Raw genomic sequence first — 14,330 nt, 5'->3', positions numbered from 1 at the left:
ACGGTCACCCACCACTGGCCTGGAGGGTTTCATGCGCATCACCGTCACCGTCGACGGCGTCAGCTACACCGACGACGTGGAACCGCGCTTGCTGCTGGTCCACTACCTGCGAGAACGACTAGGCAAAACCGGAACCGTCATCGGGTGCGACACGAGCAACTGCGGCGCGTGCACCGTCCACCTCGACGGCCACAGCGTGAAGTCGTGCTCCGTGTTCGCGGTGCAGGCGGACCGCCGGGACGTCACCACGATCGAGGGCCTCGCCCGCGACGGGCAGCTCCACCCCGTGCAGAAGGCGTTCCACGAGAACCACGCGCTCCAGTGCGGGTTCTGCACCCCCGGCATGATCATGCAGTCGCTGGACCTGATCGCCGACCACCCCGACCCGGACGAGGAGACCGTCCGCAAGGGCCTGGAGGGCAACCTCTGCCGGTGCACCGGCTACCAGAACATCGTGAAGGCCGTCCGCGCCGCCGCCCACGAGATGCGGCCCGGCGCGGGCCCTGAAGCCGAGCAGGTCACCCACTCGCACGTCGGGGGCGGGGAATGACCGCGACCGCCGAACCGGAGATCGGCCGGGCGCGGCTGCGCAAGGAGGACGCGCGGCTGATCACCGGCGACACCCGCTGGACCGACAACATCCAGATGGCCGGGATGCTGCACATGGCCGTGCTCCGCAGCCCGATGGCGCACGCGACGATCGTCAGCATCGATGTCAGCGCGGCCACCGACATGCCCGGCGTGCTGCTGGTGCTGACCGGCGAGGACGTGGCCGACGAGCAGGGCAGCCTGCCGTGCGCGTGGCCGATCACCGAGGACATGCTCGCGCCACCGGCCCCGTCGCTGGCCGTGGGGCAGGTCAACTTCGCCGGCGAGGGCGTCGCCGTCGTGATCGCCCGCAGCGACTACGAGGCGCACGACGCGCTGGCCGCGATCGACGTCGAGTACGAGGACCTGCCCGTGGTCCTGGACATGAACGCCGCCATCGCCGACGGCGCCGACCTCGTGCACCCGGACCTGGGCACGAACAAGAGCGCGACCTGGGTGTTCGACTCCGCCGAGGCGGGGACGGGCGCGGACGTCGACCAGGCCATCGCCGACGCGGAGGTGACGGTCACCAGGACGTTCCGCCAGCAGCGGCTCATCCCGGCGTTCATGGAGCCCCGGTCCGTCGTCGTCGACCCCGGCGGCGGGTCGATCACCATGTGGTCGGCGACCCAGGTCCCGCACATCCTGCGGTGGATGCTGTCCGCCGTGCTCGGCATCCCCGAGCACAAGGTGCGGGTCATCGCCCCGGACGTCGGCGGCGGCTTCGGCGGCAAGCTCCAGGTCACGCCCGAGGAGGTGCTGACCCTCCTGGTCGCCCGCCGCCTCGGCAAGCCGGTGAAGTGGACCGAGTCGCGCACCGAGTCGATGCTGTCCGCCCACCACGGCCGCGACCAGATCCAGCAGCTCACGGTCACCGCCCGCCGCGACGGCACGGTCACCGGCCTCAAGGTCGACCTGCTCGCCGACATGGGCGCGTACCTGCGGCTGGTCACGCCGGGCGTGCCGATCCTCGGCGCGTTCATGTTCAACGCCATCTACAAGTTCCCCGCGTACCGGTTCACCTGCGTCAACGTGTTCACCAACAAGGTGCCGACGGACGCCTACCGCGGCGCGGGCCGCCCCGAGGCCACGTTCGCGATCGAGCGGCTGATGGACGAGCTGGCCGTCGAGCTCGACATGGAGCCCATGGAGCTGCGCCGCAAGAACTGGATCAAGCACGAGGAGTTCCCGTTCACCACGGTCTGCGGGCTCACCTACGACTCCGGTAACTACGAGGCCGCGACCGACCGGGCCATGGAGCTGTTCGGGTACGACGAGCTGCGGCAGGAGCAGGCGCGTCGGCGGGAGAGCGGTGACCCGGTGCAGCTCGGCATCGGCATCTCCACGTTCACCGAGATGTGCGGCCTCGCGCCGTCGCGGGTGCTCGGCTCGCTGCGCTACGGCGCCGGCGGCTGGGAGCACGCGGCGATCCGGATGCTGCCCACCGGCAAGGTCGAGCTGATCACCGGCACCTCGCCGCACGGGCAGGGGCACGAGACGGCGTGGAGCCAGATCGTGGCGGACCGGCTCGGCGTGCCGTTCGAGGACGTCGAGGTGCTGCACGGCGACACGCAGTCCTCGCACAAGGGCATGGACAGCTACGGGTCGCGGTCGCTGGCCGTCGGCGGCACGGCGATCGTGCTGGCGGCGGACAAGGTGCTGGCCAAGGCCCGCACGCTGGCCGCGCACCTGATGGAGTGCGCGGAGTCCGATGTGGACTTCTCCGCGGGCCGGTTCTCCGTGCGCGGCACGGGAACCAGCACCGCGCTCACCGACGTCGTGCTCGCCGCGCACGTGGCGCACAACCTGCCGGACGGCATGGAGCCGGGAATGGACGCCGAGTCGACGTTCGACCCGACGAACTTCTCGTTCCCGCACGGCACCCACCTGTGCGCGGCGGAGGTCGACACCGAGACCGGCGCGGTGAGGATCCGCTCGTACGTCTGCGTCGACGACATCGGCGAGGTGGTGAACCCGCTGATCGTCGAGGGCCAGGTGCACGGCGGCCTGGCGCAGGGCATCGCGCAGGCGCTGTTCGAGGAGGCCGTGCACGACGAGTCGGGCACCCTCACGACGGCGACGCTCGCGGACTACCTGCTCCCGTCCGCGGCGGACCTGCCGCACTTCACGACGGACCGGACCGTGACCCCGGCGGACTCGAACCCGCTCGGCGTCAAGGGGGTCGGCGAGGCGGGCACGATCGCCTCGACCCCGGCCGTGGTCAACGCGGTGATCGACGCCGTGCGGCACTTCGGCGTGGACGACGTCGAGATGCCCTGCACGCCCATGCGGGTGTGGAAGGCCGTGCACGAGGGCAAGCAGCGAGGCGTGCCGACGACACCCGTCGCGGCGGGCGGCCTCGGCTCCATCGACGCGCAGGGAGGTGCGGAGTGATCCCCGCGGAGTTCGAGTACGTGGCGCCGTCCTCGGTCGAGGAGGCGGTGCGGGCGCTCACCGAGGCCGGTGAGGACGCCAAGGTGATGGCCGGTGGCCAGAGCCTGATCCCGGTGCTGCGGATGAGGCTGGCCGCGCCGAACGTGGTCGTGGACCTGTCGAACCTGAGCGAGCTGACCGGCGTCCGCGACGACGGCGACTCGCTGCTCATCGGGGCGATGACCACGCACTACGAGGTCCAGCGCGACCACCTGGTGCGCGACCACGCCCGGCTGCTGGCGCTGGCCACCGACGAGGTCGCGGACCCGCAGGTGCGGCACCGCGGCACGTTCGGCGGGGCGCTGGCGCACGCCGACCCGGCGGGCGACCTGCCCGCGCCCGCGCTGGCGATGGACGCCACGATGATCATCATCGGGCCGGGCGGGCGGCGGGAGGTGCCCGCGGCGGAGTTCTTCGTCGACTACTTCACCACCGTGCTGGAGCCGAACGAGGTCCTCGTCGACATCAGGGTGCCGAAGCTGACCGGCTGGAGCGCGCACTACGAGAAGTTCAACCGGGTCGCGCAGGCGTGGTCGATCGTCGCGGTCGCGGCGGCCGTCCGGGTGGCCGACGGCGCCATCGCCGAGGCCAGGGTGGCGCTCACCAACATGGGGCCGACCCCGGTGCGCGCGCACGGCGTGGAGGAGGCCCTCGTCGGGCGGCCCGCCACCGCCGAGTCGATCACCGCCGCCGCGGCCCGCGCGGCGGAGGGCACGAACCCGACGACGGACGGCAACGCCGACGCCGAGTTCCGCTCGCACCTGGCGCGCGTCCTGACCGGGCGGGCCCTGACCGCAGCGGTGGGCGCATGAGGTTGGAGCACGAGTTCACGGTCCCGGCCCCGGTCGGGACCGTGTGGACCGCGCTCGTCGATCCGGAAAGGGTGGCGCCGTGCATGCCCGGCGCCACCCTGACCGGGGTCGACGGGGAGAAGTTCACCGGGACCGTGAAGGTGAGGCTCGGCCCGATCACCTTGATGTACAAGGGATCGGGCGAGTTCCTGGAGACCGACGAGGACTCCCGCCGGATGGTGATGAAGGCGTCCGGCAAGGACGTCCGCGGCAACGGCACGGCCGCGGCGACGGTCACCGCCGTGCTGAGCGAGGTCGACGGCGGCACGCGCTGCGAGGTCGTGACGGACCTGAGCATCACCGGCAGGCCGGCGCAGTTCGGCAGGGGCCTGATCGCCGAGGTCGGGGGCAAGATCATCGACCAGTTCGCCGATTGCCTGGCGAGCGGGCTCGGAACGGAGGAGGCTGGCGGGGACACCGCCCCCGAGGCCCCCGAGGACACCGCCGTGAGCCAGCAGCACCTCAGAGCCGTTCCGGACCAGGCCGAGGAGGTCGAGGCGATCGACCTGCTCGGCACCGCGGGCGTTCCCGTGCTCAAGCGGGCGCTGCCGCTGGTGCTGGGCCTCGCCGTGGTCGCGCTCGTGGTGTCCCGGCTCAGGCGGCACCGCTGAAGGACCGGCGCGGGCGGCTGACGGCGGTACTGGCCGCCTGCGCCGTCCTGGGGGCGTGCACCAGCACGTCCGGCACCCCGGTGGCCGTGCCGTCGTCCTCGACCGCGCCGCCACCGGGGGTTCCGGCCGCGCCACCGCCCCGGTCGTTCACGCTGGCCGCGGGCGGCGACATCCTCATCCACCCGGCGTTGACCGAGCAGGCCAAGGCCGACGGCGGCGGCAAGCTCGACTTCGGGCCGCTGCTGGAGGGCCTGCGCCCGGCCGTGGCGGCGGACCTGTCGATCTGCCACCTGGAGACGCCGCTGTCCGCGCCCGGCGAGCCGACGTTCGGCTACCCGGCGTTCAGCGCGCCGCCGGAGGTCGCGAAAGCGCTCGTCGACCTCGGGTACGACAGCTGCTCGACCGCGTCCAACCACACGCTGGACCGCGACGTGCGGGGCGTGCGGACGACGTTGGACGTCCTGGACTCGGTCGGGATGAAGCACACCGGCTCGGCCCGCACCCCCGAGGAAGCCGCGAAACCGCTGATCCTCGACGCCAACGGCGTGAAGGTCGCGCAGGTCTCGTTCACCTTCGGCTTCAACGGGATCCCGCTGCCCGAGCCGTGGATGGCGAACCCGCTGGACCCGCAGAAGGTGATCGAGGCGGGCCGGGCGGCCAAGGCGGCGGGCGCGGAAGTCGTGGTCGCGAGCCTGCACTGGGGCGCCGAGTACGAGGCCGACCCGACGCTGGAGCAGCGGACCATGGCGGCCACGATCCTGGCCGACCCGGCGATCGACCTGATCATCGGCACGCACGTGCACACCGTGCAGCCGATGGAGCAGATCGCGGGCAAGTGGGTCGTCTACGGGATGGGCAACGAGGCCGCGAAGCACGAGGAGCCGCGCGGCACCACCGAGGAAGGCCTGATCGCCCGGTTCCGGTTCGTGCAGGGGCCGCAGGGGTGGCACGTCGACGAGGCCAGGTACCGCCCGACGCTGGTCGAGCTGGGGCCGCCGATCCGGGTGATCGACCTCGCCTCGTTCCCCCCGACGCCGCGCCGCACCGAGGCGCTGGCGCGCACCGACGAGATCGTCGGACGGCTCGGCGCGGCCGAAGCGGGCCTCGGACGATAGTTTCGCCGATCAACCCCCTACGCGAGTACCCCTGTGATGAGCCGTTGACCTGCCGTTATTCCGCTTCGAAAAATGAGTGAACCGAACCCCGCCGCCATGCGTGATGTAGCTGTACCGCGAAGATCACCGCTTGACGCACCGGAGGCTGGCCGCTCATGACCGGGAACCCCTTTGTCGCCCAGACGAAGCTGCTGCGACTCCCGAGGCCCAACAACACCTCGGGCCTGCTGCCGAGCACCCCCGCCGTCGGCCCGGTGCCGGAACCGGACCTGGCCACGGTCACGCCGCTGCCCCCGCGCCCCGCCGGTCGTCCGCCGCTGCGCGTCGACGTCGTCGGCGGCGGCCCGGTCGGCCTCACGTTCGCGTGCACGCTGCGCGCCATGATGGGCGACCAGGTCACGATCCGCGTCTACGACGCCCGCTGGCACCGCCGCAACGGCCGCGTCCTGTGGCGCGAGCGCGCCGAGGGCAACACCCGCCGCGAGCAGGTCGTGACCTTGCAGAGCAACGTGTGGTCCAACTTCCCGGAGAAGGTGAAGCAGCGCCTGTTCACCCAGGGCCGGTACGGCGAGATGTGGCCGCTGGGCCCGGACTCCCCGGCCGACCGCGGCAGGCCCCGCAACCTCAAGATCCGCTGGATCGAGGACTGCCTGCTGGACATGGCGCAGGACGTCTACGGCATCGAACTGCACAACGAGGCGTACGAGCGGCCCGAGACGTGGGACGGCCTGCACATCCTGGCCATCGCCGACGGCGCGAAGTCGCGCACCCGTGAAGGCCTGAAGGACAAGTTCGGCACCCCGGACCGCGAGTTCTACTCGATCAACGGCGCTCCGCTGGAGGAGACCGTGCTCGGCATCCGGGTCAAGTCGCACATCCCGGACGAGCACACGGTCCCGTTGACCGTGAGCCAGAACCGGTTCCTGTTCAACTCGCTGGGCGGCGGCTTCATCAACATGCGCCTCACCGCCGAGGAGGCCTCCGAGCTCGTCGCGCTCGGCGAGAACGGTCCGGTCGAGTGCATCCAGCGCTACGCGTGCACCATGCGGCCCGAGATCGGCCGGTTCGTCTGCGACCGCCACAAGGCCACGTTCAAGCCGTCGATCGACTCCCTCTCGTTCCTGTGGCCGCGGATCATGGACGGCATCCGCTTCTTCGGCGCCCAGCCGTCGGACTTCCTCAGCCTCACCGCGTTCACGCTGGGCATGCAGCAGCACTCCCGCTTCACCGCCCAGTTGGCGCCCGCGACGTTCGGCTTCCTGCTCGGCGACGCCGCCAACTCCCTGCACTTCTGGCCGGGCCGCGGCCTCAACACCGGCGTCAAGAGCGCCCAGTCCCTCGCCACCACGCTGCGCCAGCGCTGGCAGGGCACCCCGTTCCGCTCGGCCGACTTCTCCGGCCACGAGGGCATCATGCAGCAGCTCCAGTACCGCGAGAAGTCCCGCGCGTGGACCACGATGGTCATGCCGGACGAGAGCGGAATGCCACGGGGAATCGAGGACCGCGTCCGCGACGGCCTCGAAGGCCCGTTCGACCGCCAGGCCCTGACAGCGGAGCTGTGGACCCGCATGCGCACGATCAAGAACCGCCTCGCCCCCCGCATGGGCCCCCTGCCCAGCGACGACTGGTACCTCAACAAGATCAACGGCTTGCACGTGAAGACCCTCAAGGTGATGGTCGAGACGGGCCCGTGGATCACCCGCGAGATCGGCGGCGACGAGGTCTCCGTCAACGTCGAGTTCCCGGAACCGTCCCGCCGCGACATCCCCCTCACCCACCTCCGCAGCGCTTCACTGGTGGGGTGACCCATCGGGGTGATCACCCGGCTGACCTGGACCGATAGTCAATTTCCACCGGGTGATCACCCGATCGTGGTCGACTTCCCGCGGGTACGATCGGGCGACGTGATCGCGAGGGAGGTGCACTGTGGTCGACAAGTTCCTGGATCCGCTGCTCAGCCGCAAGGACACCGCCCGGCACCTCGTCATCCCGTCGTCGACGCTCAACCGGTGGCTCGGGGAGGAGGCTGCGGGATCACCCCTGGTGCACGGTGTCGAACCGGAGCACGTGGGCTGGCCCTCGGTGCCCTTCGTCGCCGTGGTCGAGGCGTACGTGCTGCGCTCGCTGCGCGACCTGGGCCTGAGCATGAACAAGATCAGGGACGCGGCAGCGGAGGTCCGCAACGCCTTCGGCACGGAGTTCGGCCTGGCCACCCGGAAGATCGCCACCGACGGCATCGACATCTTCCTCGACTACGCGCCGGACGACATCGCCCGCGTCGGTGATCGGCAGCGGCCGATCCGCGAGGTGCTCGACGGCTACCTGCACTACATCGAGTGGGACGCCGACGACAACTTCGCCTCCCGGTTGAAGCTCCGGCAGTACCCCGCCGTCGTTCCCGTGGTCATCGATCCCCGCTTCGGCCGGGGATCGCCCGTCGTGGCGGAGAACAACGTCCCGGTCGAGGCGATCGTGACCATGTGGCAGGCGGGGGAGACGATCGAGGAAGTCGCCTACGAGTACGAGTTGGACCCCGTCCAAGTCGAGTCGATCTGCCGGGTCTGGCGTGCCGCCTGAATTCTTCCTCGACCGCAGCCTCGGCCGCGGGGTCGCCGAAGGTCTCGTCGAGCGCGGATGGGTGGTCCACCGCATCACCGCGCACTTCCCGGATGACGCGCAGCACACTCCCGACGAGGAGTGGTTGACCTACGGTCTCCGTCGAGGGTGGACCCCTCTGTGCAAGGACGGCCGCATCAAGGGCCGTTCGAGCGAGCGGCAGCCGCTCGAGGAGCACACGGCCGCCCTGTTCTACCTCGACAACCAGCAACTCCGGCGCGACGAGATGGTCGACAGGTTCCACGGCGCGCGCGACGCGATCCACCGCGCGATCGATCGCCGGAAGCCCGCGACGTACGCCGTGACTGTCTTCGGAATCCGGCGCACGTGGCCGTGACGGACGGGATGCGGTTGGCGGCATCGTCGAACGTTCCTACCGTGGGCCGATGACCTCACCCGCGTTCCTCCAGCCCGAGCCGATCACCACCGACCGGCTCGGGCTGGAGCCGTTGCGGGTCGAGCACGCCGAGGAGATGGTCGGGGTGCTCGGGGACGTGGGGTTGTACGGGTTCATCGGGGGTGGGCCGCCGTCGGTCGAGGTGCTTCGGGAGCGGTATCGGCGGCAGGTCGCGGGGGTTGCCCAGGGGTGGTTGAACTGGGTCGCGCGGTGTCAGGGGCGGGTTGTGGGGACGGTGCAGGCGACCGTGGTGGGGGAGACCGCGGACGTGGCTTGGGTGGTGGGGACCGGGTTTCAAGGGCGCGGGTACGCGGGGGAGGCCGCGCTCGGGATGGTGGAGTGGTTGTGGCGCAACGGGATTCGGGAAGTGGCGGCGTACGTGCACCCCGAGCACCACGCGTCGGCCGCGGTGGCCAAGCGGGTGGGGTTGGTGAGAACCGGCGTGGTGGTCGACGGGGAGGTGCGGTGGGTCAGCGCAGGGCGGTGACGCGGGCCAGGCGGTCCAGCCAGCGGGCCGTGGTGGGTTCGTCGGCGGCGTAGCGGTCGTAGAGGTCCGGCACCGGGGCGCGTGGGGGGACGGGGAGGTGGCCGTCCACCGCGCGCAGGGAAGCCGTGGACACGTCGCCGGTCATGAGGGACAGCGTCGCCAGGCCGCAGGCGTGGTCCAGCGTCGGGAGGGCCGCGGCGAGGGCCAGGCCCGCCGCCAGGCCGACGGAGGTCTCGACGGCGGAGGAGATGACGCACGGGAGGCCGGAGGCCTCGGCGACCTTCAGGGCACGGCGGACGCCGCCCAGGGGGGCGACCTTGATCACGGCGATGTCGGCCGCGCCCGCCACCGCGACCTTCAGCGGGTCCTCGGCGCGGCGGATGGACTCGTCGGCGGCGATCGGGACCGACACCCGACGCCGGACCGCGGCCAGTTCCTCGATCGTGCGGCACGGCTGTTCGACGTACTCCAGGCCGCCCGCGGCGCGGTCCAACGCGACGATGGCCTTGACCGCGGTGTCGACGTCCCACGCCATGTTCGCGTCCACCCTGACCTTGCCGCCCGGTCCCAGCGCGTCGCGGACGGCGGCGACCCGCTCCAGGTCCGACGACAGCGGGGCGCCCGGATCGGCGACCTTCACCTTCGCGGTCGTGCACCCGGAGGCCGCCACGATCTCGAAAGCCTGAGCGGCGGACACCACCGGCACGGTGCAGTTGACCGGGATCGTCGCGCGCAGCGGGGCGGGCCAGCCGAGGCCCGCCGCCTCCTCCGCGCACTCCAGCCACGGCACGCACTCGGCGTCGGAGTAGTCCAGGAACGGGCAGAACTCGCCCCAGCCCGAGGGCCCCTCGACCAGCACGCCTTCGCGCACGGTGATGCCCCGGAAGCGGTTGCGCATCGGGATCGCGTACACCCGGATCGAGGAGACGTCCACGCCGCCATCCAACCAAAGCGGCGGCGTGGACGCCTCGTCAGCCGATCTCGGGCAGCTTCGGGCCGAGCAGGTCGTCGGCGTCGACGATCTTGTACGCGTAGCCCTGCTCCGCGAGGAAGCGCTGGCGGTGCGCCGCGTAGTCGGTGTCCAAAGTGTCCCGCGAGACCACCGAGTAGAAGTGCGCCTGGCGGCCGTCACCCTTGGGGCGCAACAACCTGCCGAGCCGCTGCGCCTCCTCCTGCCGCGACCCGAACGTCCCCGACACCTGCACCGCCACCGAGGCCTCCGGCAGGTCGATGGAGAAGTTCGCGACCTTCGACACCACGAGCACGCGGATCTCGCCCTTGCGGAACGCGTCGAACAGGACCTCGCGCTCCTTGTTCTTCGTGGACCCCTGGATGACCGGCGCGTTCAACGCCGCCCCGAGGTCGTCGAGCTGGTCGAGGTACGCGCCGATGACCAGCGTCGGCTCGTCCGGGTGCTTGTCCAGGATGGCCTGCACGACCGGCATCTTGGTGTGCGCCGTGGAGCAGAGCTTGTACCGCTCCTCCGGTTCGGCCGTCGCGTACAGCAGCCGCTCGTTGTCGGTCAGGGTCACGCGCACCTCGGTGCACTCGGCCGGGGCGATCCAGCCCTGCGCCTCGATGTCGCGCCACGGCACGTCGAAGCGCTTCGGCCCGATGAGCGAGAACACGTCGCCCTCCTGGCCGTCCTCGCGCACCAGCGTCGCCGTCAGGCCGAGCCTGCGCCGCGACTGGAGGTCGGCCGTCATCCGGAAGACCGGGGCGGGCAGCAGGTGCACCTCGTCGTAGACGATCAGGCCCCAGTCGCGCGAGTCGAACAGCTCCAGGTGCTTGTACTCGCCCTTCGACTTGCGGGTGATCACCTGGTAGGTCGCGATCGTGACCGGGCGGATCTCCTTGCGCTCGCCCGAGTACTCGCCGATCTCCTCCTCGGTCAACGACGTCCGCGCGATCAGCTCGCGCTTCCACTGCCTGCCCGCGACGGTGTTCGTCACGAGGATCAGCGTGGTCGCCTGCGCCTCCGCCATGGCGGCCGCGCCGACCAGCGTTTTGCCCGCGCCGCAAGGAAGCACGACGACGCCGGAGCCGCCCGCCCAGAACGCCTGCGCGGCGTGCCGCTGGTAGTCGCGGAGCTTCCAGCCGTCCTCGGCCAGCGCGATCGGGTGGGCCTCGCCGTCGACGTACCCGGCCAGGTCCTCGGCGGGCCAGCCGATCTTGAGCAGCATCTGCTTGAGCCTGCCGCGCTCGCTCGGGTGCACCGCTATGGTGTCCTGGTCGATGCGGTCGCCCAGCATCGGTGCGATCTTCTTGTGCCGCAGCACCTCTTCGAGGACCGCTCGGTCCACAGTGCTCAACACCAGACCGTGCACGGGGTTGTTGGCCAGTTGCAACCTGCCGAACCGGCTCATCGTGTCGACGACGTCGACGAGCAGCGGCTGCGGCACGGGGTAGCGCGAGAACCGCACCAGCGCGTCGACGACCTGTTCCGCGTCGTGTCCGGCGGCGCGGGCGTTCCACAACGCGAGTGGGGTGACCCGGTAGGTGTGCACGTGCTCGGGAGCGCGTTCGAGTTCCGCGAACGGGGCGATGGAGGTGCGCGCCTCGTCAGCGAGCGGGTGGTCGACCTCCAGCAGCAAGGTCTTGTCTGACTGGACGATCAACGGGCCGTCGGTCACGGGTGCCGGCTCCTGTCGGTTGGCGTTCTTCCATTGTCACAACAACGCGCAAGTCGCGGGCAGTCCCGTGGCTCGCCGTGCCGCTGAGGCGACGCTGTGCACTTGGCGACGGTTTGGTAAAACTCTCGGAAATCCGCAATCGGGTGCCTACGTTCTGCTAGGTCCGGACACCCACGGGACCTCCAGCAAAGGTGATCATGAGCAACGAGTCGACTCCCGACCCCAAGGCCGACGACGCGCCGAAGACCGCGCCCGCGGTTTCGGAAGCCGCCCCTGAAGCCGCCGCGACACCAGCGCCCGCGTCGGACGAGGCGCCCGCCGCCGCTCCGGCCAAGCCGGCCGCGAAGCGCGCGCCGCGGCCGCGCAAGACGGCGGCCAAGCCCGCCGTCGACCCCGCGGCGGACCCCGCGGCGGACCCCGCGGCGGACCAACCCGCGGAGACCGCCGAAACCCCGGTCAAGCCCGTCGCCAAGCGGGCCCCGAGGACGAGGAAGGCCCCGGTCAAGCCCGCTGCCGACGCCCCGGTGGCCGCCGAGCCGACGGCGTCCGAGGCGGAGACCGCGCCCGTGCCCGTGGTCAAGAAGCCCGTCCGCCGGACCGCGGCCGCGAAGAAGGCCGCACCCGCCGCCGCGGTGGTGTCGGAGCCGGTGACCGAGGCCATCCCGGTGGCCGCGCCCGCCGAGCCTGCCCAGCCCACGGCGTCCGAGGCCGTGACCCAGGACCTGCCGGTGGCGGAACCCGTCGACGCCGAGCCGGTGACGGAGGCGTTGCCGGTGCTCACGCCCACCGGTGAGCCCGCCGCCCCGCAGACCCCGGTGGACACCGAGCCGGTGACCGAGGCCATCCCGGTGATCACGCCCGCCGACCTCAAGGCGTCCGAGCCGGTCACCGAGCCCGTCCCGGTCCAGGCGCCCGTCGAGCCCGTGTCCGCCGTCGCGGACGAGCCCGCGGGCGTCGACCTCACCAAGGCGGAGCCCGAGGTCGTGGAGGACCGCGAGGACGGCCGCGACGAGGCCGCCGTGGCCGCGGAGGAGAAGGCGAAGGCCGAGTCGGCCGAGGCGAACCCCACCGAGGTCGCGCCCGCGACGGCCGAGGAGCCGGGCAAGCCGGTCGACGTGCCCGCCGAGCCCGCCCTGCTGTCGGACGAGCCCGAGAAGACCGAGCCCGCCAAGGCCGAGGTCGAGGCCGCCAAGGCCGAGCCCGCCAAGGTCGAGGAGCCCGTCGTGACCCCGGTGGCCGTCGAGGCCCCCAAGGCCGAGGAGCCCGTCGAGGCCCCCGCCGCCCCGATCGCCCCGGCGGCCCAGGAGGAGGCCCCAGTGCCCCCGCAGCCCGCCGCGGGCGACTCGGGCAACGTCCTCTACCGCAAGCCCAAGGCGGAGGACGAGGAGGACGACGAGGGCCCGGCCCGCGGCAAGGGCAGGCTCATCGCGATCGTCGCGGTGGCCGTCGTCGTGGTCCTCGCCATCGTCTACGCCATCACGACGCTGGGCGGCAGCGACCCAAAAGACGCGTCCGCGGGTGACTGCGTGAGCCTCTCGGCGCCGTCGCTCAAGGACTCCGACAAGGTCCAGACGGTCGACTGCAAGGACGACAAGGCGCTGCTCAAGGTCGGCAAGGTGATCGGCAACGACACCGACCTGTGCCCCGACGCGGGCTTTTACCAGCAGTACCCGGTCGACGGCAAGCCCCCTACGGGCTTCCGGCTGTGCCTGCTGCCCAACCTGACCGAGGGGTCCTGCTACAAGCTCGACGACCAGGGCGAGAACTACCTCAAGGGCGAGTGCAAGGGCCTCGACACCCTCAAGGTCGTCAAGGTCATCAACGGTTCCGACGACACGGGAGCGTGCCCGGACGGTGCCGGGGAGTCGTACCCGGAGCCGAAGCTGACGTACTGCTTCGCTCCCGCAGAGAGCTGATCAAGGCCCGATTCGTCCCACCATGTGAGCGTTGACGCTTGCATGGTGGGACTTCGGGGACTTCTTTTTGCCACTTTTCGGTGAATACCGTCAACGTGCGGTGCGCCGGTGTCGATGTCCTGCACCATGCGCAAGATCCTCACCGTCCTCGGCGTGGTCGCCCTGCTCCTCGTCGGGGCCTACACCCTCGGCTTCTTCGACAGCGAGCAACCCCGAGCCGCCGCGGGCGGGCCGCCGAAGGTGACCGTCGGCCAGTGCGCCACCGTGTCCCGCGTGGTGAACGAGCCGCGCTTCACGCCAGCGGACTGCGGTTCCGACCAGGCGAACGTCAAGGTCGCGAAGGTCCTGGACCAGGCGTGGGCGCCGTGCCCGACCGGCGGGGCCGCCTACTCGACGTTCACCTCCACGAACACCCTGTGCCTGATGCCGAACCTCGTCGAGGGCTCCTGCTACGGCGAGAGCCGGGCGGCCGGGCTGGCGAAGGTGCCCTGCGGCACCGCCAAGGCCGTCAAGGTCGTGAAGGTGCTGGGCGGCGGGGCGGCCTGCGGTGAGCAGCGCGCGGTGGCCTACCCGGAACCCGCGGTGACCTTCTGCCTCGAGGACAGCGCCGGCTGACAACGATGTGGTCACTTCGCTGCGCGGCCCGACGCCGCCGGCTACGTTTCGGCCTCCCGTGATGCGAG

At 71.3% G+C, this 14,330-nt stretch carries 14 protein-coding genes; 11 read left to right on the top strand and 3 right to left on the bottom strand.

What is annotated here, in order from left to right:
- The first annotated feature begins 31 nt into the window (after nucleotides 1-31).
- From ACFWW9_RS04100 to ACFWW9_RS04085, 4 genes are read left to right on the top strand one after another with little or no spacing between them, the layout of a single operon-like run.
- Nucleotides 32-550 (top strand): (2Fe-2S)-binding protein, encoded by a 519-nt coding sequence (locus ACFWW9_RS04100; protein ID WP_390371139.1) that lies wholly within the window; start codon nucleotides 32-34, stop codon nucleotides 548-550.
- On the top strand, nucleotides 547-2,982 hold the full coding sequence (locus ACFWW9_RS04095; protein WP_390371137.1) for a xanthine dehydrogenase family protein molybdopterin-binding subunit: 2,436 nt from the start codon (nucleotides 547-549) through the stop codon (nucleotides 2,980-2,982). The genes ACFWW9_RS04100 and ACFWW9_RS04095 overlap by 4 nt, the downstream gene beginning before the upstream one ends.
- Entirely contained in the window at nucleotides 2,979-3,833 is an 855-nt protein-coding gene (locus ACFWW9_RS04090) for an FAD binding domain-containing protein (protein ID WP_390371135.1), read from the top strand. The genes ACFWW9_RS04095 and ACFWW9_RS04090 overlap by 4 nt, the downstream gene beginning before the upstream one ends.
- Nucleotides 3,830-4,483, top strand: a complete 654-nt coding sequence (locus ACFWW9_RS04085) for an SRPBCC family protein (RefSeq protein ID WP_390371133.1) — start codon at nucleotides 3,830-3,832, stop codon at nucleotides 4,481-4,483. The genes ACFWW9_RS04090 and ACFWW9_RS04085 overlap by 4 nt, the downstream gene beginning before the upstream one ends.
- Here ACFWW9_RS04085 and ACFWW9_RS04080 read toward each other — a convergent pair.
- On the bottom strand, nucleotides 4,467-4,655 hold the full coding sequence (locus tag ACFWW9_RS04080) for a hypothetical protein (RefSeq protein WP_390371233.1): 189 nt from the start codon (nucleotides 4,653-4,655) through the stop codon (nucleotides 4,467-4,469). The two genes, ACFWW9_RS04085 and ACFWW9_RS04080, sit on opposite strands and share 17 nt — an antisense overlap.
- Here ACFWW9_RS04080 and ACFWW9_RS04075 point away from each other — a divergent pair.
- From ACFWW9_RS04075 to ACFWW9_RS04055, 5 genes are all read left to right on the top strand, one after another.
- Nucleotides 4,564-5,598 carry a CapA family protein gene (locus ACFWW9_RS04075; RefSeq protein WP_390371131.1) on the top strand — a complete coding sequence of 345 codons (1,035 nt, stop codon included), beginning with the start codon at nucleotides 4,564-4,566 and terminating at the stop codon, nucleotides 5,596-5,598. The genes ACFWW9_RS04080 and ACFWW9_RS04075 overlap by 92 nt on opposite strands.
- Before the next feature lie 155 nt (nucleotides 5,599-5,753).
- Nucleotides 5,754-7,403, top strand: coding sequence for a hypothetical protein (locus ACFWW9_RS04070; RefSeq protein ID WP_390371129.1), 1,650 nt, complete (start codon nucleotides 5,754-5,756; stop codon nucleotides 7,401-7,403).
- Nucleotides 7,404-7,524: 121 nt separating this feature from the next.
- Nucleotides 7,525-8,175, top strand: a complete 651-nt coding sequence (locus tag ACFWW9_RS04065; RefSeq protein WP_390371127.1) for a DUF433 domain-containing protein — start codon at nucleotides 7,525-7,527, stop codon at nucleotides 8,173-8,175.
- On the top strand, nucleotides 8,165-8,551 hold the full coding sequence (locus tag ACFWW9_RS04060) for a hypothetical protein (RefSeq protein ID WP_390371125.1): 387 nt from the start codon (nucleotides 8,165-8,167) through the stop codon (nucleotides 8,549-8,551). Before ACFWW9_RS04065 ends, ACFWW9_RS04060 begins: the two co-directional genes overlap by 11 nt.
- Nucleotides 8,552-8,600: 49 nt before the next feature.
- Nucleotides 8,601-9,098, top strand: a complete 498-nt coding sequence (locus ACFWW9_RS04055) for a GNAT family N-acetyltransferase (protein ID WP_390371123.1) — start codon at nucleotides 8,601-8,603, stop codon at nucleotides 9,096-9,098.
- Here the strand turns inward: ACFWW9_RS04055 and ACFWW9_RS04050 are convergent.
- Together ACFWW9_RS04050 and ACFWW9_RS04045 are read right to left on the bottom strand one after the other, a co-directional pair.
- Nucleotides 9,082-10,017: an o-succinylbenzoate synthase gene (locus tag ACFWW9_RS04050; RefSeq protein WP_390371224.1), complete on the bottom strand. Its 936-nt coding sequence runs from the start codon at nucleotides 10,015-10,017 to the stop codon at nucleotides 9,082-9,084. The genes ACFWW9_RS04055 and ACFWW9_RS04050 overlap by 17 nt on opposite strands.
- Nucleotides 10,018-10,069: 52 nt before the next feature.
- On the bottom strand, nucleotides 10,070-11,731 hold the full coding sequence (locus ACFWW9_RS04045; RefSeq protein ID WP_390371121.1) for a DNA repair helicase XPB: 1,662 nt from the start codon (nucleotides 11,729-11,731) through the stop codon (nucleotides 10,070-10,072).
- Nucleotides 11,732-11,928: 197 nt separating this feature from the next.
- Here ACFWW9_RS04045 and ACFWW9_RS04040 point away from each other — a divergent pair, with 197 nt between their 5' ends.
- Together ACFWW9_RS04040 and ACFWW9_RS04035 are read left to right on the top strand one after the other, a co-directional pair.
- Nucleotides 11,929-13,647: a hypothetical protein gene (locus tag ACFWW9_RS04040; protein ID WP_390371119.1), complete on the top strand. Its 1,719-nt coding sequence runs from the start codon at nucleotides 11,929-11,931 to the stop codon at nucleotides 13,645-13,647.
- A 114-nt stretch (nucleotides 13,648-13,761) separates the two neighbouring features.
- On the top strand, nucleotides 13,762-14,262 hold the full coding sequence (locus ACFWW9_RS04035) for a hypothetical protein (protein ID WP_390371117.1): 501 nt from the start codon (nucleotides 13,762-13,764) through the stop codon (nucleotides 14,260-14,262).
- Nucleotides 14,263-14,330 lie beyond the last annotated feature (68 nt).

The sequence above is a fragment of the Umezawaea sp. NPDC059074 genome (assembly GCF_042738955.1).
GTDB lineage: Bacteria > Actinomycetota > Actinomycetes > Mycobacteriales > Pseudonocardiaceae > Umezawaea.
The sequence above is the reverse complement of the archived record's forward strand: the minus strand, read 5'-3'. Positions and strand labels throughout refer to the sequence as shown.

What these genes read in the sequence shown, in the direction of transcription:
- ACFWW9_RS04055 (WP_390371123.1), top strand. Translation starts at nt 8,601, where the DNA reads ATGACCTCACCCGCGTTCCTCCAGCCCGAGCCGATCACCACCGACCGG.
- ACFWW9_RS04100 (WP_390371139.1), top strand. Translation starts at nt 32, where the DNA reads ATGCGCATCACCGTCACCGTCGACGGCGTCAGCTACACCGACGACGTG.
- ACFWW9_RS04040 (WP_390371119.1), top strand. Translation starts at nt 11,929, where the DNA reads ATGAGCAACGAGTCGACTCCCGACCCCAAGGCCGACGACGCGCCGAAG.
- ACFWW9_RS04080 (WP_390371233.1), bottom strand. Translation starts at nt 4,655, where the DNA reads ATGTCGCCGCCCGCGGCCAGCGTGAACGACCGGGGCGGTGGCGCGGCC.
- ACFWW9_RS04085 (WP_390371133.1), top strand. Translation starts at nt 3,830, where the DNA reads ATGAGGTTGGAGCACGAGTTCACGGTCCCGGCCCCGGTCGGGACCGTG.
- ACFWW9_RS04035 (WP_390371117.1), top strand. Translation starts at nt 13,762, where the DNA reads ATGTCCTGCACCATGCGCAAGATCCTCACCGTCCTCGGCGTGGTCGCC.
- ACFWW9_RS04070 (WP_390371129.1), top strand. Translation starts at nt 5,754, where the DNA reads ATGACCGGGAACCCCTTTGTCGCCCAGACGAAGCTGCTGCGACTCCCG.
- ACFWW9_RS04095 (WP_390371137.1), top strand. Translation starts at nt 547, where the DNA reads ATGACCGCGACCGCCGAACCGGAGATCGGCCGGGCGCGGCTGCGCAAG.